This window comes from Litchfieldella qijiaojingensis, assembly GCF_014651875.1.
GTDB lineage: Bacteria > Pseudomonadota > Gammaproteobacteria > Pseudomonadales > Halomonadaceae > Litchfieldella > Litchfieldella qijiaojingensis.
Genome location: NZ_BMXS01000018.1, coordinates 64,356 through 86,876, shown reverse-complemented (window position 1 = coordinate 86,876; position 22,521 = coordinate 64,356). Strand labels below are relative to the sequence as shown.

The 22,521-nt window shown below is 61.3% G+C and carries 18 protein-coding genes; 15 read left to right on the top strand and 3 right to left on the bottom strand.

The genetic code is table 11. The annotated features are described in order from the left end of the window. The 9 genes from IE093_RS16135 to hpnH all read left to right on the top strand — a co-directional run. The coding region (locus IE093_RS16135) for a phytoene/squalene synthase family protein (protein WP_189470957.1) at positions 1 to 1,120 on the top strand (1,120 nt) is incomplete at its 5' end. A gap of 48 nt (positions 1,121 to 1,168) precedes the next feature. Next, positions 1,169 to 3,136, top strand: coding sequence for a squalene--hopene cyclase (gene shc / locus IE093_RS16130; RefSeq protein WP_229803654.1), 1,968 nt, complete (start codon positions 1,169 to 1,171; stop codon positions 3,134 to 3,136). Between the two features lie 12 nt (positions 3,137 to 3,148). Then, positions 3,149 to 3,844: an ABC transporter substrate-binding protein gene (locus tag IE093_RS16125; RefSeq protein WP_308427207.1), complete on the top strand. Its 696-nt coding sequence runs from the start codon at positions 3,149 to 3,151 to the stop codon at positions 3,842 to 3,844. Further along, complete coding sequence (locus IE093_RS16120; RefSeq protein WP_189470953.1) at positions 3,841 to 6,456, top strand: MMPL family transporter; 2,616 nt, start codon at positions 3,841 to 3,843, stop codon at positions 6,454 to 6,456. Before IE093_RS16125 ends, IE093_RS16120 begins: the two co-directional genes overlap by 4 nt. A 118-nt stretch (positions 6,457 to 6,574) precedes the next feature. Continuing rightward, positions 6,575 to 7,570 carry a diphosphomevalonate decarboxylase gene (gene mvaD / locus IE093_RS16115; RefSeq protein ID WP_229803653.1) on the top strand — a complete coding sequence of 332 codons (996 nt, stop codon included), beginning with the start codon at positions 6,575 to 6,577 and terminating at the stop codon, positions 7,568 to 7,570. Then, positions 7,567 to 8,673, top strand: a complete 1,107-nt coding sequence (locus IE093_RS16110; protein WP_189470951.1) for a mevalonate kinase family protein — start codon at positions 7,567 to 7,569, stop codon at positions 8,671 to 8,673. Before mvaD ends, IE093_RS16110 begins: the two co-directional genes overlap by 4 nt. Next, on the top strand, positions 8,648 to 10,897 hold the full coding sequence (locus IE093_RS16105) for a hydroxymethylglutaryl-CoA reductase, degradative (protein WP_189470949.1): 2,250 nt from the start codon (positions 8,648 to 8,650) through the stop codon (positions 10,895 to 10,897). The genes IE093_RS16110 and IE093_RS16105 overlap by 26 nt, the downstream gene beginning before the upstream one ends. Then, complete coding sequence (gene idi / locus IE093_RS16100) at positions 10,890 to 11,474, top strand: isopentenyl-diphosphate Delta-isomerase (RefSeq protein ID WP_189470948.1); 585 nt, start codon at positions 10,890 to 10,892, stop codon at positions 11,472 to 11,474. Before IE093_RS16105 ends, idi begins: the two co-directional genes overlap by 8 nt. A gap of 63 nt (positions 11,475 to 11,537) precedes the next feature. Beyond that, positions 11,538 to 12,644 carry an adenosyl-hopene transferase HpnH gene (hpnH, locus tag IE093_RS16095; RefSeq protein ID WP_189470945.1) on the top strand — a complete coding sequence of 369 codons (1,107 nt, stop codon included), beginning with the start codon at positions 11,538 to 11,540 and terminating at the stop codon, positions 12,642 to 12,644. 84 nt (positions 12,645 to 12,728) lie between these two features. Here hpnH and IE093_RS16090 read toward each other — a convergent pair whose 3' ends face one another. Beyond that, positions 12,729 to 13,688, bottom strand: coding sequence for an alpha/beta fold hydrolase (locus IE093_RS16090; RefSeq protein ID WP_189470944.1), 960 nt, complete (start codon positions 13,686 to 13,688; stop codon positions 12,729 to 12,731). A 157-nt stretch (positions 13,689 to 13,845) separates the two neighbouring features. Between IE093_RS16090 and IE093_RS16085 the strand changes: the two genes are divergently transcribed. Both IE093_RS16085 and IE093_RS16080 read left to right on the top strand, forming a co-directional pair. Beyond that, complete coding sequence (locus tag IE093_RS16085) at positions 13,846 to 14,541, top strand: phosphorylase family protein (RefSeq protein ID WP_189470943.1); 696 nt, start codon at positions 13,846 to 13,848, stop codon at positions 14,539 to 14,541. Between the two features lie 52 nt (positions 14,542 to 14,593). After that, positions 14,594 to 15,598: a flippase-like domain-containing protein gene (locus IE093_RS16080; RefSeq protein WP_189470940.1), complete on the top strand. Its 1,005-nt coding sequence runs from the start codon at positions 14,594 to 14,596 to the stop codon at positions 15,596 to 15,598. 11 nt (positions 15,599 to 15,609) lie between these two features. On the opposite strand, the gene IE093_RS16075 is transcribed toward IE093_RS16080, so the two are convergent. Beyond that, the gene (locus IE093_RS16075) at positions 15,610 to 16,620 is read right to left on the bottom strand and encodes an NAD-dependent epimerase/dehydratase family protein (RefSeq protein ID WP_189470939.1); all 1,011 of its coding nucleotides are present in this window, start codon (positions 16,618 to 16,620) and stop codon (positions 15,610 to 15,612) included. 74 nt (positions 16,621 to 16,694) lie between these two features. Here IE093_RS16075 and IE093_RS16070 point away from each other — a divergent pair, with 74 nt between their 5' ends. The 3 genes from IE093_RS16070 to IE093_RS16060 all read left to right on the top strand — a co-directional run bounded on the left by IE093_RS16070 (position 16,695) and on the right by IE093_RS16060 (position 19,602). Further along, complete coding sequence (locus IE093_RS16070; protein WP_189470938.1) at positions 16,695 to 17,864, top strand: sulfotransferase family protein; 1,170 nt, start codon at positions 16,695 to 16,697, stop codon at positions 17,862 to 17,864. Between the two features lie 362 nt (positions 17,865 to 18,226). After that, a complete protein-coding gene (locus tag IE093_RS16065; protein WP_189470937.1) occupies positions 18,227 to 18,715 on the top strand; it encodes an acyloxyacyl hydrolase in 489 nt (162 codons plus the stop codon). Continuing rightward, the gene (locus IE093_RS16060) at positions 18,715 to 19,602 is read left to right on the top strand and encodes a helix-turn-helix transcriptional regulator (RefSeq protein ID WP_189470936.1); all 888 of its coding nucleotides are present in this window, start codon (positions 18,715 to 18,717) and stop codon (positions 19,600 to 19,602) included. Before IE093_RS16065 ends, IE093_RS16060 begins: the two co-directional genes overlap by 1 nt. Positions 19,603 to 19,628: 26 nt before the next feature. On the opposite strand, the gene IE093_RS16055 is transcribed toward IE093_RS16060, so the two are convergent. Next, positions 19,629 to 21,623 (bottom strand): sigma-54-dependent Fis family transcriptional regulator, encoded by a 1,995-nt coding sequence (locus IE093_RS16055; protein WP_189470934.1) that lies wholly within the window; start codon positions 21,621 to 21,623, stop codon positions 19,629 to 19,631. Positions 21,624 to 21,996: 373 nt separating this feature from the next. Between IE093_RS16055 and IE093_RS16050 the strand changes: the two genes are divergently transcribed. Continuing rightward, on the top strand, positions 21,997 to 22,515 hold the full coding sequence (locus IE093_RS16050; protein ID WP_189470932.1) for a gluconate 2-dehydrogenase subunit 3 family protein: 519 nt from the start codon (positions 21,997 to 21,999) through the stop codon (positions 22,513 to 22,515). The last annotated feature ends 6 nt before the right edge of the window (positions 22,516 to 22,521 follow it).

Below are 22,521 nucleotides of genomic sequence, written 5' to 3'. Positions count from 1 at the left end.
TTCATCCTGGTGCTCGCGCACCATCCGAACCGCCCGTTCCCTCACCTCAGGTGAGTATTTCTTCGATGTTGTCATCACTCCATCCTCTCAAGAAATGGAGTCTCCGGGAATCCCGGGGCGGTTCAGTATTGCGGACACTATAGAGGACGAGCCTGTGCTTTCTGCCTCACAGAAGGCCATCTTCCATGAACAATTTCTGGCAGTGCTAAAAGGAGAAACAAAGGCACAGGACTTCGCGAAGCGGATCACATCGTTGCTCTCCGAAGCCACGTTACCGGACGAGCGAGAGTTGATGGCCAACACCTCGTTGATCGTGCGTTACACCCATAGTCTTGCTGCGCCTCAACGGCAGGTGCTGGTCAAGTGTGTGAGCATCATGTGTCAGGGCATGGGCTGGTATCAAAATAATGCCAGCTTGAAGGGCTTGGCAGACCTGGGCGAGGTGGACCGGTATTGCTACTACGTCGCGGGTGTCGTCGGTGAAATGCTCACTGAGCTGTTCTGCCAACATTCCCGTCAAATATGCGAAAAGCGTGCTGACATGCTGGCTCTCGCTCCCTCATTCGGTGAAGGATTACAGCTTACCAATATCCTCAAGGATCTCTGGGAGGATAGACAACATGGTGTCTGTTGGTTGCCCTGTAAAGAGTTTCGGGAGTTTGGTGTGGAGTTGGCTGGCATGACCCCAGGCCGACGCGACGCGGCGTTCGCGGCAGCACTGCGCTACATGATCGGTATTGCACACGCCCATTTGCACAACGCCTTTCGCTATACCCTCACGGTTCCGCCGCAAGAGACGGGGATCCGACGCTTTTGCCTGTGGGCCATCGGCCTTGCCGTGCTCACACTCTGGCGGATACACGCTCAGCCGGCTTATAGCAGTGGCCGTCAGGTCAAGGTTTCCCGTCGTATTGTCAGAGCCACCATCATTGGTACCAGCCTGACGGCACGTCACGACTGGATGCTCAAGTTGTTGTTCTCCGGTGTGACCACGGGGCTACCGTTCACGCAACTTTCGGGACCGGATCCGGAACTGAGCGCCTGGGTGACCGAGCCGACGGCGGGCGGTGGTTCTCGAGTTGCAAGTGGCAGCCAACTGCCACGCGATGGCGATGAGTAGGCAGATTGTCTTGGCCATGGCCAACGTCGTTTCGGAGGAAATCCACGTATGGATGACGTGGCACGTATGAAGCAGCTCGCTCGAGCATGGCAAAGGAACGTCGAAGACGATACCCGCCGCCTGGATCGGGCGGTCGATAGGGCCGTGGCAGGCCTGCTCGATCATCAACGCTCCGATGGGCATTGGTGTTTTGAGCTTGAAGCTGACTGCACCATTCCATCCGAGTACATCTTGATGATGCATTTCATGGATGAGATCGATGCGACGCTGCAGCACAAGTTGGCTGTCTATATTCGTAGCTGGCAAAACAGCGATGGCGGCTGGCCTCTCTATTACCAGGGAGAAACCGACCTCAGTTGTACGGTAAAGGCGTACTATGCCTTGAAGCTCGCCGGAGACGATCCTGCCGCGTCTCACATGCGTCGCGCGCGTGAGGCGGTGCTCGCCCGGGGAGGCGCGGCGCGTGCCAATGTCTTCACCCGCATTGCACTGGCACAGTTTCAGCAAATCCCTTGGCGTGGGGTACCGTTCATGCCTGTGGAAGTCGTGCTGTTGCCACGGTGGTTCCCCTTTCATTTGAGCAAAGTGTCGTATTGGTCGCGCACCGTTATGGTGCCACTGATGTTGCTGTGCAGTCTCAGGGCGCAAGCAGCCAACCCTCGAAAAGTGCAGGTCCGTGAGCTGTTCGTTGTTCCGCCCGAACAGGAGCGGCATTACTTTCCGGCCCGGTCACTGCTCAACAAGGTCTTTGTGGTCCTCGACCGGGCCGGCCGCCTCTTGGAGCCGCTGATTCCGGGGTTCGTGCGCCGTCATGCCATTCATCGGGCAGAGACATGGTTCGTCGAGCGACTGAATGGCGTGAATGGGTTGGGGGCCATTTTTCCCGCCATGGTCAATGCTTACGAGTCGCTGGCGGTCCTTGGCTATGCACCAGACCATCCCCTGCGCCGTCAGGCCTGGGAGGCACTGCGCAGGCTGTTGGTAATCGGCGAGGATCGTGCTTATTGTCAGCCCTGCGTCTCGCCGATATGGGATACGGCACTGGTGTGCCTGGCATTGAACGAAACCCGCGAGCCGGGAGTGCGGGAGCCGGTTCGGCGAGCGCTCGACTGGTTGTGCGAGCGTCAGGTATGTCAGTTGCGCGGTGACTGGGCGGATCAGGCGCCTGACCTGCCGTGCGGCGGTTGGGCGTTTCAGTATGCCAATCCGCATTATCCGGATCTGGATGACACTGCTGCGGTGGCGTGGGCACTGGACGAGTTTCAGGGGGGAGAGCACCACTTGACGGCGATCAGGCACGCCATCGACTGGCTGCGTGGGTTGCAGTCGAAGAATGGTGGTTTTGCTGCCTTCGATGCTGACAATACCCACTACTACTTGAATGAGATTCCGTTCGCCGACCATGGCGCACTGCTGGATCCTCCCACTGCCGATGTCAGCGCCCGCGTGCTAGCCCTGATGGGGCGGCTCGGCCGTGAACAGGACCACCCCGCGATCGAGCGTTGTCTGGCTTTTCTACGCAGGGCCCAGGAGCCGGAAGGCTGCTGGTTCGGTCGCTGGGGCACCAACTATATTTATGGTACTTGGTCGGTGCTGACAGCCTTGGAACAGGCAGGGGTTTCGGCAGAAGAAGAGTGGGTGCGTCAAGCCGTAACCTGGTTCAAGAGCTGTCAGCGCAGTGACGGTGGCTGGGGCGAGACCAACGACAGCTACCAGAATCCGCAACTGGCCGGTCAGGCACAAGTCAGTACCGCGCATCAGACCGCCTGGGCGTTACTCGGCTTGCTGGCTGCCGGAGAAGTACACTCGCAGGAAGTGCAGCGTGGCATTGGCTGGTTGCTGGAGCACCAGGGGGAGGATGGCCTCTGGGACGAGCCGTGGTTTACCGCTCCGGGGTTTCCACGCGTCTTCTATCTCAAGTACCACGGCTACGCGCGTTTCTTTCCACTGTGGGCATTGGCCAAGTATCGCAATGCCTGCGCGGCGAGTGGTGCCGGCGTGCCCGACGCGACATAACCGTCTTGCTGGATGGGCCAGGGGATGAAATGGCGACCGACTGTGTTTCGGGATGTATCGTTTCGGGCTGCATCGAGATACGCCATGACCAGGTATCAAGATGTTAACCGAATACTGATTGTCGTGATGATATTGTCGATGGCATCGATCGCGCCCGGGGCATCAGCGTCCACCGCCGCGGCCACGACTATTGTCTCCGATCTGCATGAAGCCTTGATCGAGTCCATGAAAGCAGGGTCGGAAATCAGCTATGAGGAGCGATACGAGCAGTTACAGCCCGTCATCGAACGGACCCATCACTTTCCCTATATTGCACGTTTCGTGCTCGGCCGTTATGCATCCCGCCTGGAGCGAGAGGAGCAGCAACAGTTCCTGGAGGTGTTTCGAAGACTTAGCGTGGCCACTTACGCTAGCCGCTTCGACAACTACAACGGCGAACGCTTCCAGCATGTAAGTAGCCGGGAAGTCTCCCCCGGGCGCATGGTGGTCAGGACGGTGCTGGTGACCTCCAAGGGTACCCGGGTACAGCTGGATTACCTCCTCCTGCGGCGCGATGACAGATGGGCCATTGTCAATGTCCTGGCCGATGGCGTCAGCGACCTGGCGCTCAGGCGCTCCGAGTACGCCTGGTTATTACAGAACGAGGGGTTCATGGCCTTGCTCGAAGAACTCCATAGACAGATCGACGATCTTGCCCAACGTTCATGACACCTAGGCTAGCCGCTGCTTTCGCGTATTGGGTCAGGCTGGTCGTCTCTCGTGCCGGCTGGTTCACCCTTGGCACCCTGTTGTTAGCCGGGCTCTCTCTTTTCCATGCCGCGAATTACCTCGGTATTGATACTGACACTACCAACATGCTCGATCCTGAGTTGCCATTTCAGCGCGCCTACGATCGCTACCAGCAGGAATTTCCCCAATACGAGGATACCCTGGTACTGGTCGTTCAGTCCGAGACACCGGAGACGGCCAGTGAAGCGGCCAAGCGTTTGGTCCAGCGGCTAGGAGCCGAGAAGGACCTCATCAAGGCGGTTTACCTCCCTCGGGGTGGCGATTTCTTTGAGCGTAACGGCTTGCTTTTTCTAAAGACCGAGGAGCTGACTTTACTCGTTGATCGGCTGGCCCAAGCTCAACCCTTGCTTGCCCGGTTGGCTGACGAGACCAGCTTGGCAAGGCTGTTCGAGGTACTGGCTCAGGCCGTTGGTAACGCGCGAGAAGGCGGGTTGGAGCTGGAGCGCGTTCTCGCTGAAGTGGACCGAGCCGTGGTGGAGAGGTTGGAAGGCCGCAATGCCCTGGTTTCCTGGCAGCAGCTAATGCGCGGCGAGGATGTGAGCAAGGTCGCGAGAGAGATCGTTATCGTTCAGCCTCGACTCGATTATTCCCGCGTGATGGCCGGCCGACAGGCGATGGAAGCCGTTCGCGAGACGATTCGTGAACTTGGCTTCGACGACAGTGAGGGTGCCACGACGGTACGCGTCACTGGAAAAGTGGCGCTGCAATTCGAGGAGTTGATAAGCACTCTCGAGGGCGCGCGGTTGGCCGGCTTGCTGGCCCTCGTCTTCGTCATGGCAGTGCTGTATCTGGGGCTCGGTTCGCTCAAGCTGATGTCGATCGCTCTTGTGACCTTGTTTGTAGGGCTTTCTCTCAGTGTGGGCATCGCCACCCTCATCGTTGGCCACCTCAACCTGATCTCGATCGCTTTTGCAGTGCTGTATGTGGGCCTGGGGGTCAACTTTGCGATCCACTTCCTTTTGCGTTACCGCGAATGCCTGGAGGCCGGCGAGCCACCTCGGGTAGCGCTGGTTACCACCGGCCATCATATGGGAGTGGCGCTGACGTTATGCACCGTGACGACTGCGATAGGCTTCTTCGCTTTCGTGCCCACTGCTTTTGTCGGTATCGCCGAGTTGGGGTTGATCGCCGGGACCTCCATGTTCATTACCTTGGCGGTGAGTTTTACCTTGCTGCCGGCCCTGTTGGAACTCACCTGGCCCACGACGGCAACGAAACCGGGCATGGCGCTATCCATGCCCGGCTGGACGAGCAGGCTGCTTGCCCTGCCGCAGCATCACTGGCGTGCAGTGTGCTGGGGGGCGGGCATTGCAGGGCTGGCAGCAGTGGCGCTGTTGCCCAGGCTCCAGTTCGATGCGGATCCCTTGAATTTGCGCGATCCTACCAGCGAGTCAGTGACCACTCTGATCGAGTTATTGGCCGCAGAGCCCTTTACTCGGCGCAACCTGGTCGTACTGGCGCAGAGACCGGAGGAAGTCGCGGCACTGTCGGAACGGCTGGAGGCGCTGGAGGCTGTGGACGGTACCATCAACCTCTTCGACTTCGTGCCCCCAGAGCAAGGGGAGAAGCTGATGCTCATCGAGGAGATGGAGCTGCTGCTGGGGCCCGTTCTACTGACGGCGTCGTTCACGCCACGGCAGCGTTCCGCTGATGATGTCATCACAGCACTGGCCGAACTGCGTCAGGCGCTGCGTGACAGCGAGCCGGAGTCTGGTTCTTCCGAAGTCACCGACAGGCTGGGTGAACACTTGGCAGTACTGCAGGAGCGACTCGAAAGGGATACGGCGGCAAGGGACAGGCTGTTCGACGGACTTCGGCATCAGCTTCTGAGTACCCTGCCATTGAGCATGCAACGACTGCAGATGGCGTTGCAGGCGCAACAGGTCACGTTGGATACCTTGCCGGACGATCTCCTGTCGCGGTGGCGAAGTCCCGACGGGACCTATCTCGTGCAGGTGATGCCGGCAGAAGATCTCGGCCAGCTCGAGGCACAGCGACATTTCATTCAGGCGGTGCGCAACCTGGTACCCGAGGTGACCGGCACACCGATATTGCAGTTGGAATCGGGTGATGCCGTGGTCAAGGCCTTTCAGCAGGCGCTGCTGTACGCTTTTGGCGGGATCAGCCTGGTATTGCTGGTGATTCTGCGCAACATCCTGCTCACCTTGAAGGTTCTGGTGCCGTTATTGCTCGGCAGCGCACTTACCGGGGCTGTGATGGCGCTGACGGGCATTCCCTTCAACTTTGCCAATGTGATCGCGTTGCCACTGCTCTTGGGGGTCGGCGTGGACAATGGCATCCACATGGTCTATCGCGAGTACTACGTCAACGAGACAGTGAGCAATGTACTCCAGACCAGTACGGCCCGCGCCATCCTGTTCGGTGCTCTGACCACGACCGTCAGTTTCGGAAACCTGGCGTTGTCGCCCCATCGTGGCACGGCCAGCATGGGGGTTGTCCTGGCCATGGGGATGATATTGATCCTGCTTTGTACTCTCGTTGTGTTGCCGGCGTTATTGCGGTCCCGCTGACGACGTGCTTGCCCTTTTGTCTGGTCCCCATGGATAAGCGGAATCGCGAAGTGAAGCCGTGAAATGGCTGAGGTTCCGTTCCCGTGGTGGATGCCGCCTGACTATTGGAGAGAGCGTCATGCCGATGCAAGCAGCCGCCCAGGCCCAGCCCAACATCGCCTTGATCAAGTACTGGGGCAAGCGCGATGAACGGCTGAACGTGCCTGCCGTGCCCTCCCTCTCGATCACCCTGGAGTCGCTATGGACACGAACGCAAGTCCGCTTCGACGAGACCCTGGGCGAGGACCGTTTCATGCTTGACGGCAAGAGGGATGATGCACAGTTCCAGCGCGTCAGCGCCATGCTCGAACGGTTGCGTCACCACGCGGGGGTTAGCACCTTTGCCGATGTCAGAAGCTTCAACAACTTTCCCACCGGTGCCGGCTTGGCCTCGTCCGCCTCCGGCTTCGCCGCACTGGTGGTGGCAGCCATTCACGCCCTGGGGCTGGTGCTGCCGCTCGCCGAGCTCTCCGCGCTGGCCCGGCAGGGGTCGGCTTCCGCGGCACGCTCCATCTTCGGTGGGTTCGTGGAGATGGCCTGTGGTAGCCGCGACGACGGCCAGGATGCCATTGCCCGGCCACTGTTGGCGGCATCCTCCTGGCCTCTGGAAGTGGCGGTAGCGATCACTGCACCGGGGCCCAAGTCCATTGGCTCCAGCATGGGTATGGTGCATACCGCGCGTACTTCTCCCTTCTATCGTGGCTGGATAGAGGATGCGCCGAGGCGACTGGAGGTGGCACGTGAGGCCGTGATTGCCCGGGATTTCGAGCGCCTGGCCGAGGTCAGCGAGGCGAGCTGTCTGGCAATGCATGGACTGGCACTGTCGGCTAGTCCCGGCTTGCTGTACTGGAATGGCGTTACCGTGGAACTCATGCATTGCGTGCGCGAGTTGCGTTCCGCTGGCACGCCCGTGTTCTTCACCGTCGACGCTGGCCCCCAGCTCAAGGCTGTCTGCCTGCCTGGCTGGAGCCGAGACGTTGCGCAATGTCTCGCTGAGGTGCCCGGTGTGCGCGAAGTGCGCCTAAGTGGCCTGGGGGACGGAGCGCGGGTGCTGGAATCCAAGGAGGCAATATGAGGATCCTGGCCTCGGCACCGGGCAAGCTGGTGCTGTTTGGTGAGTATGCCGTATTGGAGGGGGCGCCGGCCCTGGTACTGGCTGTCGACCGCCGGGCGCGGGTGGAGCTGGACAAGGGCAAGGACAAGGACTGGACCCTGATCAGTCAGCCTTACCTGGAACGGGAAGTTCACTTCACGCTGGATGCCGACAACGCGGTGCGCTGGCTCGACTTGAGCAAGGCCGAGCGGTCCCGGTTGCGCTATGTGCAACGGCTGATTGAGATGCTGAGCAAGGAAGCATGGTTTGACGCCGCTAGCGAGCGGGGAAGTCTCATGCTCGATACCCGAGCCTTCCATGAACCGGGAGGCGTGAAACTCGGCTTAGGCTCCAGTGCGGCACTCACGGTGGCCTTGATGGCGGCAGCGGGCGCCACGCGGGAAAACGCCTGCCAGGACAGGCCGCTACCCCAATTGCCATCGCTGCTGTCAAGGCATCGGTCGCTGCAGGGTGGTCGAGGCAGTGGTCTTGACGTGGCGGCGAGTCTCTATGGCGGTGCCATTCTCTATACGCTCGAGAGTCATACCCAGGCAATGCCCAGGGTGATCCCTGTCGCGTTGCCCGGCAGCATCCGGCTGTTATGTCTCTGGAGTGGGCGCGCGGCCTCCACGGGCGAGTTCTTGACGCGCCTGCAGGCTTGGCGGGAGGCGCGGCCGGAGGTGGCCACTTGGCTGATGGGACGACTCGAAGCGTTGGCCCGTGATGGTTCGTGTGCCCTTGAGGCGGGTTCGCCGGAAGAACTGTTGAGGGCAATGGCGGAATACGGTGACGGATTGCGTGCCTTGGGTGATGCCTCGGGACTGGATATCTACAGTGCCGAACATCGCCGCCTGGCAACACTCGCTCGGCAAGCGGGCATTGTGTACAAGCCTTCGGGAGCCGGCGGGGGAGATATTGGTGTCGCGGCTTCGAATGACCCGGAGCGGCTGGATTATCTGCGCCGGCTCAGCGAATCGGCCGGCTTTCTTTGTCTGAACCTGCAGCCGGATTCGCGGGGTTGTGAGGTGAGGGTAGAAGAAACAAGCGAGGGGGAGACCCATGGAACATACATCACGCATTCCTGAGTTCTACAAGCTGTCGGTGCCCGAACGGGTTCGCGCCATGCGCGAACGCGGGCTGCTGAGCGATGAGGATTACCGGGCACTGGCTACCGGTGAGCACATACTCAAGGCCCATCGCGCCGACAAGATGATCGAGAACGTGATTGGCGTATTGGGCCTGCCGGTGGGGCTGGGATTGAACTTTCTCATCAACGGTCGCGACTATGTCGTGCCATTGGTGGTGGAAGAGCCATCCATCGTCGCGGCACTGTCCTCTGCGGCGAAAACTGTCCGAGCGGCAGGTGGCTTCGAGGTGGAGAGCGACGACCCGCTACTCATCGGTCAGATCCAGGTGGTAGGAGTCGCCAATGTGGCCAAGGCACGTGCCAGGCTTCTGCAGCGCAAGAACGAGGTCATCAACCTTGCCAACAGCCTGCACCCGAATATGGTGGCCCGCGGTGGCGGTGCGCGCGATCTGGAGGTTCATCTGCACCCGGCACCCACGGAGATTGGTGACATGCTGGTGGTGCACCTGCTGGTCGATACGTGCGATGCCATGGGGGCCAATTTGGTCAATACCATGTGCGAAGGTGTCGCCTCCCTGATCGAGACCATTGCCGAGGGCAAGGTCTTTCTGCGCATTCTCTCGAACCTGGCCGACCGCGCGCTGGTTCGGGCGAAGGCGGTGATTCCCGTCGAGCGGCTCGAAGGCAAGGGCTACAAGGGTAGCGAGGTGCGTGATGGCATCATCCTGGCGACTGACCTGGCCACGGTGGATCCCTATCGGGCTACCACCCACAACAAGGGCATCATGAATGGGATCGATGCCGTGGCACTCGCCACCGGCAATGATTGGCGCGCCCTCGAGGCCGCCGCCCATGCCTATGCGGCACGAGGTGGTCGCTACAGTTCGCTTACCCGTTGGTATCGCGGCGAGGACGGCAGTCTGGTGGGCGAACTGAGCATACCGCTCAAAGTCGGTATCGTCGGCGGCACACAGCAGTCCAATCCCGTGGTGGCGGTCAATCATCGCCTGTTGGGCCTGCAATCCGCCCGGGAGCTGGCAGAGGTGATGGGCGCGGTGGGGTTGGCGCAGAACTTCGCGGCGTTGCGAGCCCTGGTCACCGATGGCATCCAGCAAGGCCATATGACCTTGCATGCACGCAGCGTGGCGACAGCGGCCGGTGCTTCGGCCGCCATGTTCGATACGGTGGTCGAAAGGCTAATCGAGAGCGGAGAAATCAAGATCTGGAAGGCCAAGGAACTTGTCGCCGAGCTTGAAGGGATGTCCCAGGCGGCGGACAGCACGCTTGCCGCAAAGCATGCCGAGCCTCTCGCAACCGGCCACGGCAAGGTGATCCTGTTGGGGGAGCACGCCGTGGTTTACGGCAGCCATGCCATTGCCGCGCCGGTGCCGCTTGCTATCGAGGCCAGGGTCAAGGAGGCCCATGAAGGGGTGAGTCTGATCATTCCCCGCTGGGGGGTGGAACAGCGGCTGGAGAGCCAGGCCGAGCAACGTCGCTCGTTCGACAGGCCCATCGGCATGATCCTGGAAAAGTTGGGGCTGGCCGAGCGACCGATGCTCATCGAAGTCTTCCCTCAGATACCCCGGGCCATGGGGCTCGGCAGCTCGGCAGCCTTGGCCGTGGCCGTCATCCGGGCACTGGATGAGCATTTCAAGCTGGGGCTCAGCGATGATGAGCTCAACGATCTGGCCTATGAATGCGAGAAAGTCGCCCATGGCACGCCGTCCGGGATCGACAACACCATAGCGACCTTCGGCCGTTTTTTGCTGTATCGAATGGGAGAGCCGCCCGTCAAACGCCAGCTCAGCGTGCCTGCCCCCATTCCCCTGGTCATCGGTATGAGTGGCGTGGAGAGTCTTACGGCAAAAATGGTCGCGCGTGTGAGGGCGGCATGGGAGAAAAGCCCGGGACTCTATGAGGGTATCTTCGAGCAAATCGATTCACTGACCTTGCAAGGGGTGAAGGCCATCGAGAGTTACGACCTGGAGCAACTGGGAGAGCTGATGAATATCTGCCAGGGGCTGCTCAATGCGCTGCAAGTCTCCAGTTGGGAAGTGGAAGAGTTGATCCAAGTTGCCCGAAACAATGGCGCACTGGGAGCGAAACTGACCGGCGGCGGTGGCGGCGGTTCCATGATCGCCCTTTGCCCGGAGAGCCCCGAGCGTGTCGTCAACGCCATGCAAGAAGCCGGCTATCAGGCCATGGAGGTGACCATTGGTTAAAACAGGCGCAAGCGAGCGCGACGAGACCGTCTCGTTCGATGATGAGGAACTGATCCTTGTCGATGACGAGGACCAGGAACTGGGTTATTTGAGCAAAGCCAAGTGTCACGAAGGCGATGGCGTCTTGCATCGGGCCTTCTCGCTGTTCGTTTTCAATCGTGACGGAGAGCTTCTCCTTCAGCAGCGTGCTGCAGGCAAGCGCCTGTGGCCGCTGTACTGGTCCAACAGCTGCTGCAGTCATCCTCGCCGAGGCGAGCGTATGGCAGAGGCGGCTCACCGGCGGTTATGGCAAGAGGTCGGCATCGAGGCGGAGCTCGACTACCTCTACAAGTTCCGTTATCAGGCACAGTTCGACCCGGACGGGGCCGAGCATGAGTTGTGCTGGGTCTATCTGGGGATCAGCGACGAGGAGCCGAGGCCCAACCGACAGGAAATCGCCGACTGGTGCTGGATATCGCCAACACGGCTTGATGCCGAGTTGGTCACGCAGGCGGAACGCTATACGCCCTGGTTCAAGATGGAGTGGAAGAGGCTACGGAATGAATTTGCAAATAAGCTGAAGAGATACACCCGATAAGCCCAAAGTTGGGTTACTCCCTCTTCAGTGCCAAGAAGGCCGCTACAGGCGGGAGGAGGCGCAATGGGTATCCCACTGATTCAGCAATATCGAGTCGCACGCTACATCATTGGCAAGCGGTTACGTGGTAAGAAGCGCTATCCCTTGGTATTGATGCTGGAGCCATTATTTCAATGCAACCTGGCCTGTGCCGGTTGTGGCAAGATCGATCACCCCAAGGAGATTCTCCAACAGCGAATGAGCGTCGACCAGGCACTGCGCGCAGTAGATGAGTGTGGCGCTCCCGTGGTTTCCATTCCCGGTGGTGAGCCGTTGATCCATCGGGAGATGCCGGTGCTGGTCGAGCGGATCATTGCCCGCAAGAAGTTTGTCTATCTATGCACCAATGCGGTACTGATGGCCAGGAAGATCGATCAGTACCATCCCTCGCCGTATTTCACCTGGTCGGTCCACCTGGACGGGCTCAAGGACCGCCATGATGAATCGGTCTGCCAGCCAGGGGTCTTTGACAAGGCGGTCAATGCGATCAGGCTGGCACTCGATCGCGGCTTCCGTGTCACCATCAACTGCACCCTGTTCGACGGTGAGGACCCGCAGCAGGTTGCCGACTTCTTCGACTATGCCACCATGCTGGGTATCGAAGGCATTACCGTATCGCCCGGCTACAGTTACCAGCACGCGCCACGCCAGGATGTCTTTCTGCCACGGCAGAAATCCAAGCAGCTGTTTCGTCAGATTTTTCGTATCGGGCGCGCGCGAGGCAGCAAGTGGCCGTTCAACCACTCGACGCTGTACCTGGACTTTCTGGCCGGCAACCAGGCCTACCAGTGCACGCCATGGAGCAACCCGACCTACAATATTTTCGGCTGGCAGAAGCCGTGCTATCTGTTGGTCGACGAAGGATCGGCAGCTAGCTTCCAGGCACTCATGGAAGAAACCGACTGGGATCACTATGGCACTGGACGAAACCCGAAGTGTGACAATTGCATGGCCCACTGTGGATATGAAGGAACGGCTGTGGAAGACACCTTCGCGCAGCCCTTCAAGGCGCTCAAGGTATGGTGGAAGGGGCTTGATCTGGACGGTGAGATGGCGCCGGAGATTCCGGTCACCTATGATCGAATCACCGTCGGCAGGAAGAAGATTCCAGTGAAAGAGATTGATACCTGACGATGCCCTATGAATTCCGCGATCACGATAGCAAGGCCGACGAACTCACGGTCAATACTGACACGCAAAGCCATCGGGAGGTTGTCAGCCTGCTGATGAGGCATTGCTTCCCGGCAACGTTTCGCTGACTGATGCGGCGCCGAGACGGCGGAACTCGCAATAGGCGGCAAGCGTTTCTCTTGGCGCTTCCAAGGGCGGGTAGTGGCCGATTGCCGGGCCAAGTTCGTGCAGCCATCCTGCGGGGACATGGCGTCGCCAGAGTCCTGGCATATCGGCTCCGGCCACCGGGTCGGCCGACCCGTTGATGAGTTGCAAGGGCAACTCGGCATGCTGTAGGGCGCCGACCCAGCGCTCGCGTCGTTGCCAGCGCTCACGCAGATATTGCAGGACGCGCGGCGTGACTTGATGCCCTTCCTTGTAGCGCAGCAACTGCCAGAGCTCTTCCATTTCCGTTTCGGTCGGCTGATGGGCAGGACCGAAATTGCGCCCCAGCTTGCGACGGAAAATGGTGTACGGTTGAGGGGCGAGAGCCACGATCGTCGGGCCGAGTGGCCCGATCAGCAGTCGTTGCATCGGCGTTGGATGCATGCCTTCGGGAAAGAGGCCACCATTGATGAAACTGGCCGAGCGCAGGTGCAGTTCCCGTCTGTCACCATGCTCGAGATGCCGTGCCAGCAACTCTTGGGCCGTGGTGACACCATAGGCGTGGGCCAGAACGTCGACTTCCGTCATGCCGAGGTACCGCAATACGCCTTCGCACTGGTCGGCGAGACTAGCCACATCGTAGGGTCCCGTCGGCGGCTTGTCTGAAAATCCTGAGCCGAGCAGGTCGATGGTCACGACCGTCCATTGGCGGATGAGATCCGTCCAGATCTTGTGCCATCCCCAACTGGCCGTGGGGTAGCCGTGCAAAAGCAACAGTGCGGGACCACTGCCCTGTACACGGTAATACAACCGATGCCCCTGGTAATTGTACTCGGCACCAGCGGAAAGCCACTCCTGCAGGCGGGGGGACAGCAACGCTGCGGAGTTGGATATCGGCACACCGACCTCCTAGGGCGAGTCGCAGTGTCCCGATGGGATCACTGCGACGCATGCGGTGGCGCAGAGGGTTCAATACCTCTTGATCAACACGTGGGTCGAGGGACACTTGTCCTGACACCAGTCTTTCGTTTCCTTAACAGTAGAGTCGCGAGACGCTATGAACAACCGAAGGCTGGGGATACTGGTCGGTATGCGCTGGGAAGCGAATACGCTGGGACCGCTCAGGCGGACGGATGATCTGGTCTGGTTGGTCTCCGGTCCGGGGCCCGAGCGTGCCGCTCGGGCGGCTCGCACGCTGGTCGAGCAGGGGGCATCGGCCCTGTTGAGCTGGGGGGTGGCGACGGGTCTCGATCCTCTCTTGTCGCCCGGCAGTCTACTGATTCCCGAGGTCGTTCATGGCCGTGACGGTGAGCGGTTGCGCCCTGATGCCCGTTGGCGGGCTGCTGTCCTCGCTCAGGTTGGTGAAGTGGCCCGCGGAGAATTGGCCGAAACGGCGATAGTCTTGCAGGACGCTTCAGCAAGGCGTGTGCTGCGGGCATCCACCGGGGCGGTGGCTGCCGACATGGAAAGCGCGGCGGTATTGCGGGTTGCCCACAGCTTCGGGATGCCGGCACTGGTGATTCGCGTCGTCCTCGATATCACGACTACCGATTTGCCTGCCGGTTGGGCTGCTGCAGTGACTCCCGAGGGACGCATCGCGGTTCGACGTATTGCCGCTCAACTGCTCCATCCTGCGAATTGGGCTCCGGCGCTTGCCCTGGCACAGGCAAGGCGGCAGGCCGCGCATCGCCTCATGACAACGGCGGCCCGTGGCTTTGATGCATTGGCCGGAGAAGGAGCGACAGCGACATGATTGCCATTGTGGCCGAAGCCTTGCCGATTTGGTGGGCAGGAGCGGCAGGGGGATGACGCGCTACACGGCCTTCGCTGCCTTGTCTGGCCTGGCGGTTGTTGTCGCCCTGGTGGCATGGCAGGGCGTGGGTACGCTGTTTGACGCCCTGGCGATAGCCGGCTGGCAGTTGGCTTGGCTTCCTCTGTATTTTCTGTTGGTCATGGTGCTCGCTGCGATGGCCTGGCAATGGCTGCTGCCTCCGGGCAAGGCGCCGAAGTTGGGGGTCGCAACCTACATGACGGGAGTCGGCCTGGCTGTCAACTGGCTGTTGCCGGTGGCCATGGTGGGGGGCGAGGCGGTACGTGCTCACCTGCTGGTTCGGCGCCGTCATGCCGCGGCAGAGGCCGTCGCCAGCGTGATTGCCGACAAGACAGTGCAAGTGGCCACGCAGGTGGCGTTCGCGGTGCTGGGCCTGTTGCTGTTGATCGGGTACGGCGCCGAGGGGCGCTTTCTTCTGTCGATCCTGGCCGGGGTGGCAGTCCTGACAGCCGCCCTGGTGGCCTTCTATCTGGTCCAGCGCCGGGGTGGCATCGGTGGCAGCGCGCGCTACATCAGTCGACTGCTGGGGCCCGAGCGGGCCCGCCGGCTGCAGGTCACCAGCGAAGAGGTCGACCAGGCCCTGCAGTCGACCTATGAACGGCGTGCCCGTCTCTGTTGGGCGTTTGGCCTGCGCTTTGCCGCCAGGATGGTGTGGGCGGGGGAGGTGTTGATTGCCCTGGCCTTGCTCGGTCACCCGGTGGGGGTGCTGGTCGCCTTGATCATCGAGAGCCTGACCCAGGCCGCGCGCGCGGCGGCGTTCGTCATCCCCGGTGGCCTGGGAGCCCAGGAGGCGGGCATCGTCGTTATCGGGCTGGCCGTCGGGCTTCCGGCCGAGGTCTGCCTGGCGCTCGCCGTCGTCAAACGCGGCCGGGAACTGGCCGTGGGCCTGCCGGTGCTTGGGTACTGGCAGCTAGAGGAAGCGCGATACTGGTCGCGTCGGCGCCGGAGGGAGCGTGGGTCCGACGATCGCGTGTCATGAAATTGGGGAATTTAGGTGCCGAGCAGTCCCCGTGCCCGGAAGTCGGCAATCGCATCGGCGACGCTATGTTCCAGCGGCCGGAAGTCCATGCCCAGCTCCGTGCGTGCTCGTGTGCTATCGAAGCGTACCGGCATACCGGCCAGACGCACCCCGGCAAGCGGTGCCGTGGGAGGACGGTGCGTCATGTGGTCGGCGATAAATTCTCCCATCGCACCCATGGCAAGCGCCAGCCAGTAGGGTACCCGTCGGCGTGGCATCGGACACCCGCTGAGGCGTTGCAAGGTGGTGAGCAATGTCGCCATCGGCACATCGGCACCACCGAGTACATAACGACGCCCAGAGACACCACGTTCGGCGGCGCGGATATGGCCGGCTGCGACGTCACGCACATCGACCAGATTGAGAGTGGTGTCCAGATAGGCGGGATAGGTGCCGTTGAGAAATCCGAGCAGCATGCGAGCCGGCGGTGTCAGGTAGCGGTCGCCCGGCCCCAATGGCACGGTGGGGTTGACCACGACGACGCACTGGCCCCGGCTGGCAGCAGCAAAGGCCTCGCGTTCGCCAAGAAGCTTGGCACGGCAGTAGGGTCCGGGCATGGCTTCTAGCCGAGGCTCGATGTCTTCGTCGACGATGGCGCCCGGCGGGTTGCCCGGCTTAAGGATGGCCTCGGTGGAACAGTAAACCACGGTATCCACCCCCGCCTGCGCTGCAGCGGCGAACAGGGTGCGTGTTCCCTCGCAGTTGACCCGCATGAAGTCGCTCTTGGCACGCGCCCACAGACCGGAGAGTGCCGCCAGGTGAAAAACCCGCTCCACGCCAGCCATGGCGGCAGCGACCCTTGCCGCATCCGTGACCGAGCACTGTATGAACTCGACACCGTCCAGCGGTGCCAGAGGTGGCTCAAGGTCGAGGATGCGCACGCTGTCACCCTGCTGGCGCAGCAGTGCGACCAGATGCCCGCCGATGAATCCGGAGCCGCCGGTCACCAGGCTGCGGAAGGAAGAGGCGGGGGAGTCGTTCATGCCCGTGCCGTTTGCCAGATCATTCTGCTGAACCCGTTCTGTTCGTATCTACCTAAGCTTAAGGGAGTCCCGCCATGAGTCGAGACCAGACTGAACTGCGGACCCCTCACCCGCGGCTGAGCCATCCGTTGATGGGAGCTGACATCGGAACGCTGTTGCAGCAATTCGCTACCCATCGTCCTTTGCCGATGCACGTGTTGCCGTTCGTCGCCATGACGCTTGCCTCGGCGCTGGTGCGGACGCCCTTCAGCCTCTGCGAACGAGCATGGACGGCGGCTCGCACGCGGCACCAGGAAATGCCATCCCCCGTTTTCATTGTCGGTCACTGGCGCAGTGGCACGACCCATCTCTACAACCTGCTTAGCCGGGATCCCCGCTTTGCCTTCGTCTCGCCTCTCGCGACGGGGCTGCCTTGGGACTTCTGCTTGCTTGGCCGGGTGCTGCGGCCGTTGCTTGAGCGGGCACTGCCCGAACATCGCTTCATCGATCAGGTAAAGGTTGCATCGGATGCCCCCCAGGAGGACGAGATCGCACTGGCCAGCATGCAGACCCTTTCCTTCTACCACGGGCTGTATTTCCCGCAGCGCCTGGAGTGGTGGTTCGATCGTGGCGTGTTCTTCGACGGTGCCAGTGTGCGTGAAATCCGCTGCTGGCGGCGGCAGATTCGCTACTTCTACCGCAAGCATGCTCTCATGCAGCCTGGGCGCCAACTGTTGATCAAGAATCCAGTCTACACGGCTCGCGTCAAGGAACTGGTTCGGCTGTGGCCGGATGCCCGCTTCATCCACATTCATCGCAACCCCTATGTGGTCTTCCAGTCCACCCGCCACTTCTACCGCAAGCTCCTGCATGAGCTGGCCTTGCAGCCCTACGACGAATCGCACCTCGACGAGCTGATCCTGTCGCGCTACCCGCGCATGATGCAGCGCTTGATCGATGATGTTGCCGAGCTGCCGGCCAGCCATGCAGTGGAAATCGGTTTCGACACCCTCGAACAAGCACCCTTGGAAACCTTGCGGGGAATCTATGCTGCGCTGGGACTCGGGAGCTTCACCCAGGTGCAGCCGCATGTCGAAGCCTACCTCGCCGAGTTGGGCGAATACCGTAAGAATCAGTACCTCTTTCCCCCCACCGACAACCAGCGAGTCAGCGAGCGCTGGCGTAGTTTCATCGAACACTGGGGTTATGCCACCAGTCCGACGCAAGCAAGGCTGGATCCTGAGGTGGGTGGCGTCGTGCGATGATCCGTTGTGGAGTGGCATGGCTGGCGAGCGCGCTTGTAGCCTGGCGTATCCGCGAGCACCTTGAGCCTGCCCTTGGCCCTGGGGATGATTTGGCTCTCGGCCTGGCAGTACCTGCGGGGTACTCGTGCCCGATGGCGAGGGCGACGCTATACCGTTTGATCGGTTTTCAGCAGACCTGGCAGGCACGGCATCGGGCAGAGGGCCATGGCCAGCACGCCGGCATGCAGGCGTGGCTCGTTTTCCGCAGTGTCGACCTTCTTGATCTATTCCCAGCTTGTAAATCCGGCACGCACTCAGGCACACAGCTCATAAGAAAGTGCCATGCGAAATTCCCGGCTCTTGTCAAGAGAGGAGGATCAAGCATGAAGAGCTTGATGAAGAGGTCATGGCCAGGTTTTTATCTACTCGCTCTGGCTATCTTCCCGACTCTGTGTGTGGCAGATTCTGCCGGGTCCGAGGATGGGGCTAGAATTTCACTGGGACATACGCTGATTCAATCATCGGTGCCCATGGTGGAGTTAGGCTATGAGTACCGTAGCTGGGAGGTCGCCTTTTCTTATCTTGATCGAGGCCATACATCGAATGGACGCCAAAGAAGTAGTGTCAGGATATATTCCGCTTCCCGCCTGTTCAGGCCGGGCTGGAATTTCCTGCGTGGCCAGAATTATTATCGGCTTGGTCTTTCTTATGTTGATGATTCTCCCCTCGTTGGAGGTTTTAATTTTAGGCTGGGGGTGGGGCTCGATTATGGTCGGTTTTCTATTGAATACTTTCATTATTCTTCTGCAATGATTAATGACGTCAACAGTGGCATCGATGGCCTTCAATTACGCTTCAAGTTGTCTAGATAATGGTCCCTCATTCTCCTTATCTGACGACGGCGGAAGTGGCCGACTACCTGCGCCTCAAGGAGCGCAAGGTCTACGACCTGGTCAAGCAGGGCCAGATTCCGTGCACGAAGGTGACCGGCAAGCTGCTCTTTCCCCGTCAGAGCATCGACCTGTGGCTGATGAACCATCTGGAGGGCGATCAACAGAGCCGCCGTCCGGTGCCTTGGGTGCTGGCTGGCAGCCAGGACCCGTTGCTGGAGTGGGCACTGCGCGAGAGCGACGCGGGGCTTGCTATGCTTTGCCAGGGCAGTGGCGATGGCGTGCAACGATTGATCACCGGCGACGCCATGTTGGTGGGGGTGCATGTCATCGATCCCGATAGCGGTCGGTATAACGAGCCCCAGTTGCTGGGGCTTGCCGGAATGCGTGATCTGGTGATGGTGCGTTGGGCGGTGCGCCGTCAGGGATTGTTGGTGGCGCCGGGCAACCCCCAGAGCATCGAATCGCTCCGTGACCTGGGGCATGGTGACCTGGTGGTTGCCCACCGCCAGGCGGGTGCCGGGGCTGAGCGGCTGCTGCGCTATCTATTGGCGAAGGCAGGGCTGGATCATGCAACGCTGAACCTGGCCGAACACCCGGCGTTGAGTGAGGACGACCTGGCCTTGGCAATACGCCATGGCGAGGCGGACGTTGGCCTCGGAGTGGAGGCCGCTGCGCGCCGTCAGGGGCTGGATTTCGTGCCAGTGCATGAGGAGTGCTTTGACCTGGCCATGCGCCGGCGGAGCTATTTCGAACCGCCAGTGCAGCGTTTGCTGGCCTTTACCCGCGAGGCACGCTTCTGCGAGCGGGCGCTTGCCATGGGCGGTTATGACCTGGCCGCACATGGTGAGGTGATCTACAACGCCTGAGCAAGATTCGTCCCGGGACGATTCGGCTACAGAGTGTCCCGCTGCTGGGGCGGCACGATCCCCAGCCGCTTCATGCGCCGATAAATGGTGGGTCGCGACAGTCCCAGCTCGCGAGCCACGGCACTGATGTTCCAATGATGTCGGCGCAGGGCTTGGTGCAGCGGGTCGCGATTGCCTGGCAGGTCGACCACCCGGCTGGGAGCATCCAGTGCGGATGCGCTTTCCCCGCGGTGGGCCCCGGGATGCGCCAGGTGACCGCTAACGCATTCCTCGGGCAGGTCATCGACGATCACCTCGTTGCCGTCGCAAGTCGCCAGCGCGTAGCGCAGGGCGTTGTGCAGCTCACGGATGTTACCTGGCCAGGGATAGGCCAGCAGCGCACTCATGGCATCGCCGCGTAGCCGCGTCCGCTCATCGCGCTTCTGCTGCAATTCCTCGAAGATGCGCCGGATCAGGTAACTCTTGTCGGCACGCTCACGCAGAGGCGGCAGGCGCAGGCTGGCACCGTTGAGGCGATAGAACAGGTCCTCGCGGAAACGGCCCTCGGCGATCAGGCTACGCAGGTCGCGGTGGGTGGCGGCGACCACCCGCAGGTCGACCTTGAGTGGACGGCTGGCACCGATCGGCAGCACCTCCTGCTCGGCCAGCACTCGCAGCAAACGGGTCTGCAACTGCAGCGGCATGTCACCGATCTCATCGAGAAATAGCGTGCCGCCATCGGCCTGGGCGATCAGGCCCTTCATGCCTTTGCTGCGTGCACCGGTGAAGCTGCCTGGCTCGTAGCCGAACAGTTCGCTCTCGATCAACGACTCGGGCATCGCGGCGCAGTTGATGGCCACGAAGGGCTTGTCGCGACGCCGGCTAGACTCGTGCAGCGCGCGGGCCATGCGCTCCTTGCCGGTGCCGGTTTCGCCGATCACCAGGATGTTGATCGGCTCGTTACGCAAGCGGGCGGCGCGCGTCAGGGTATCGCGCATTGCCGGGTCGTCATCGGCCAAGGCTTCCAACGGTGCTAGGCTGGTATCGCGTGCCCGGCCTTCGCTTGCGGCATGCGTGGTGCGGCGCTGCGGTTCGATCAGGGTGGCGAAATGGATCTCGCGGTGGCGATGGGTGCGAAATGCGCGCACGCGGTCGTCGCAGTAGCGCTGGATGGTGAGCACATCCTCGATCTCGGCGTCGAGCAGGTCCTGAATATTCCAGGCCTTGAACGGCCGCGCTTCGCCGGGGCCGGGCAACGGCAGGTCATGGTGACGTAGCAGCTTGCGTCCGGCGGTGTTGGCGGCCACCAGGGTGCCATCCACCTCGATGGCGATCAGGTAGCGGCGGTTGATCTGCACGAATTCCCGCGAGCGGTCCAGGCACACTACATGATGGTCGTTGTAACGCTGCAGGAAGTAGGCGTTCTCGATCATCCGCGCATAGTGCTTGACCAGTTGCAGGGCGAAGGTCTGGGAAGTTTTCGATTCCGGCGAGTGGTAGGCGGAGATATCGAGTATCGCCAGCAGTTGACCATGCGGGTCGAAGATCGGCGCCGCGGTGCAGGTCAAGCGGATATGGTGGGCGCTGAAGTGATCCGTGTGGTGACAGGTCAGGGGAATTCGTTCATGGATGCAGGTGCCCACCGCACAGGTTCCGGCGTGCTCCTCGCTCCAGTCCGAGCCCAGATAGAGCCCCGTGCGTTGATGTTCACGCTGGTCGCAATTGGCGCCGAGAAATTGCACGGCGATGCCGCGGGCATCGGTGAGCAGCACCACATAACCCAGCGGCACCACCTGGCGATAGAGCTGTTCGACACCGGCGCGGCCCACCTGGATCAAGGCATCGGCCTGGTCCTGATGTTCACGCAGCGTACGGTCCGGGACATATCGCGGCGGACTGGGACGGGCGGGATCCAGCCCGTAACGGTCGATGCAACGGCGCCAGGAGCGCTCGATCACCGCGTCGTCGCTGGCCCCGGGAAGCGAATCCAGTGAACTGAGAATGGTATCGATATGCTGGCGCTGTGCCTGGGCAGTGCTCATGGGGCATTCCTCCGCCGGTATCGGATACCGGGCCGGGGTGATTTGTTCTTGTCTATTCCTATTGCTTGTCTATCAAGGTAAGGCCTGCCCACTCCCCTTGTGATACGACCTTCGTCGTCCACCCGTTACACCTGTAACGCCTCATGTGACGGTCCTGTCACTCCTGCTTGCAACAACTGTCACGCCTCAAGCCTGAACAGGCTCCCCTAATGACAGAGTTCCCTTCTTTATTCCCTTCGTAAAACAACGCGTTAGCTCCTTTGTCACGGTTTTGGCACGAAAGCTGCCATGGCGGTAGCGAGCACGGTTCGCGGCCATCGAACACGCCGCACCGACGCCAAAACGTCAACCAGACAACAACAAGGAGCACGCCATGAAGCCTGATCCCAGGGCGACGATCCTCAGTCGCCGTCGTTTTCTCACGCTTTCCGGCCAAGGGGCGCTGCTGGCCGGTGGCCTGGCCCTGAGTGCTGGTGCCTGGCTGCCGCGCTGGGCGTTGGCCGAACCGGACCTGGCCAGCCGCCTGCTGCGCATGGGCCGCGATATCTACCCCCATGAGGCGATCGCCGATCGCTATTACCTGGAGCCGCTTCAGCCGTTGCTCGAGGAGCAGCGCGAGATGATCGACGCGGGGCTGGCCGCTCTCGATCGTCGTGCCCGGGCCACCCATGGCCGCGACTACGTCGCCATCGAGGACGAACGAGAGCGCGTCGCGCTGTTGCGCGAGATCGAGGATGGCGAGTTCTTCCAAAGCGTGCGCAACACCCTGGTGGTGGGGCTCTACGACAACCCAGAGCTGTGGGAACCGCATTTCGGCTACGAGGGCTCGTCCTGGGAGAAGGGCGGCTACCTGAATCGCGGTTTCAACGACCTGGTGATCGACTGGCTGTAGCGCCGC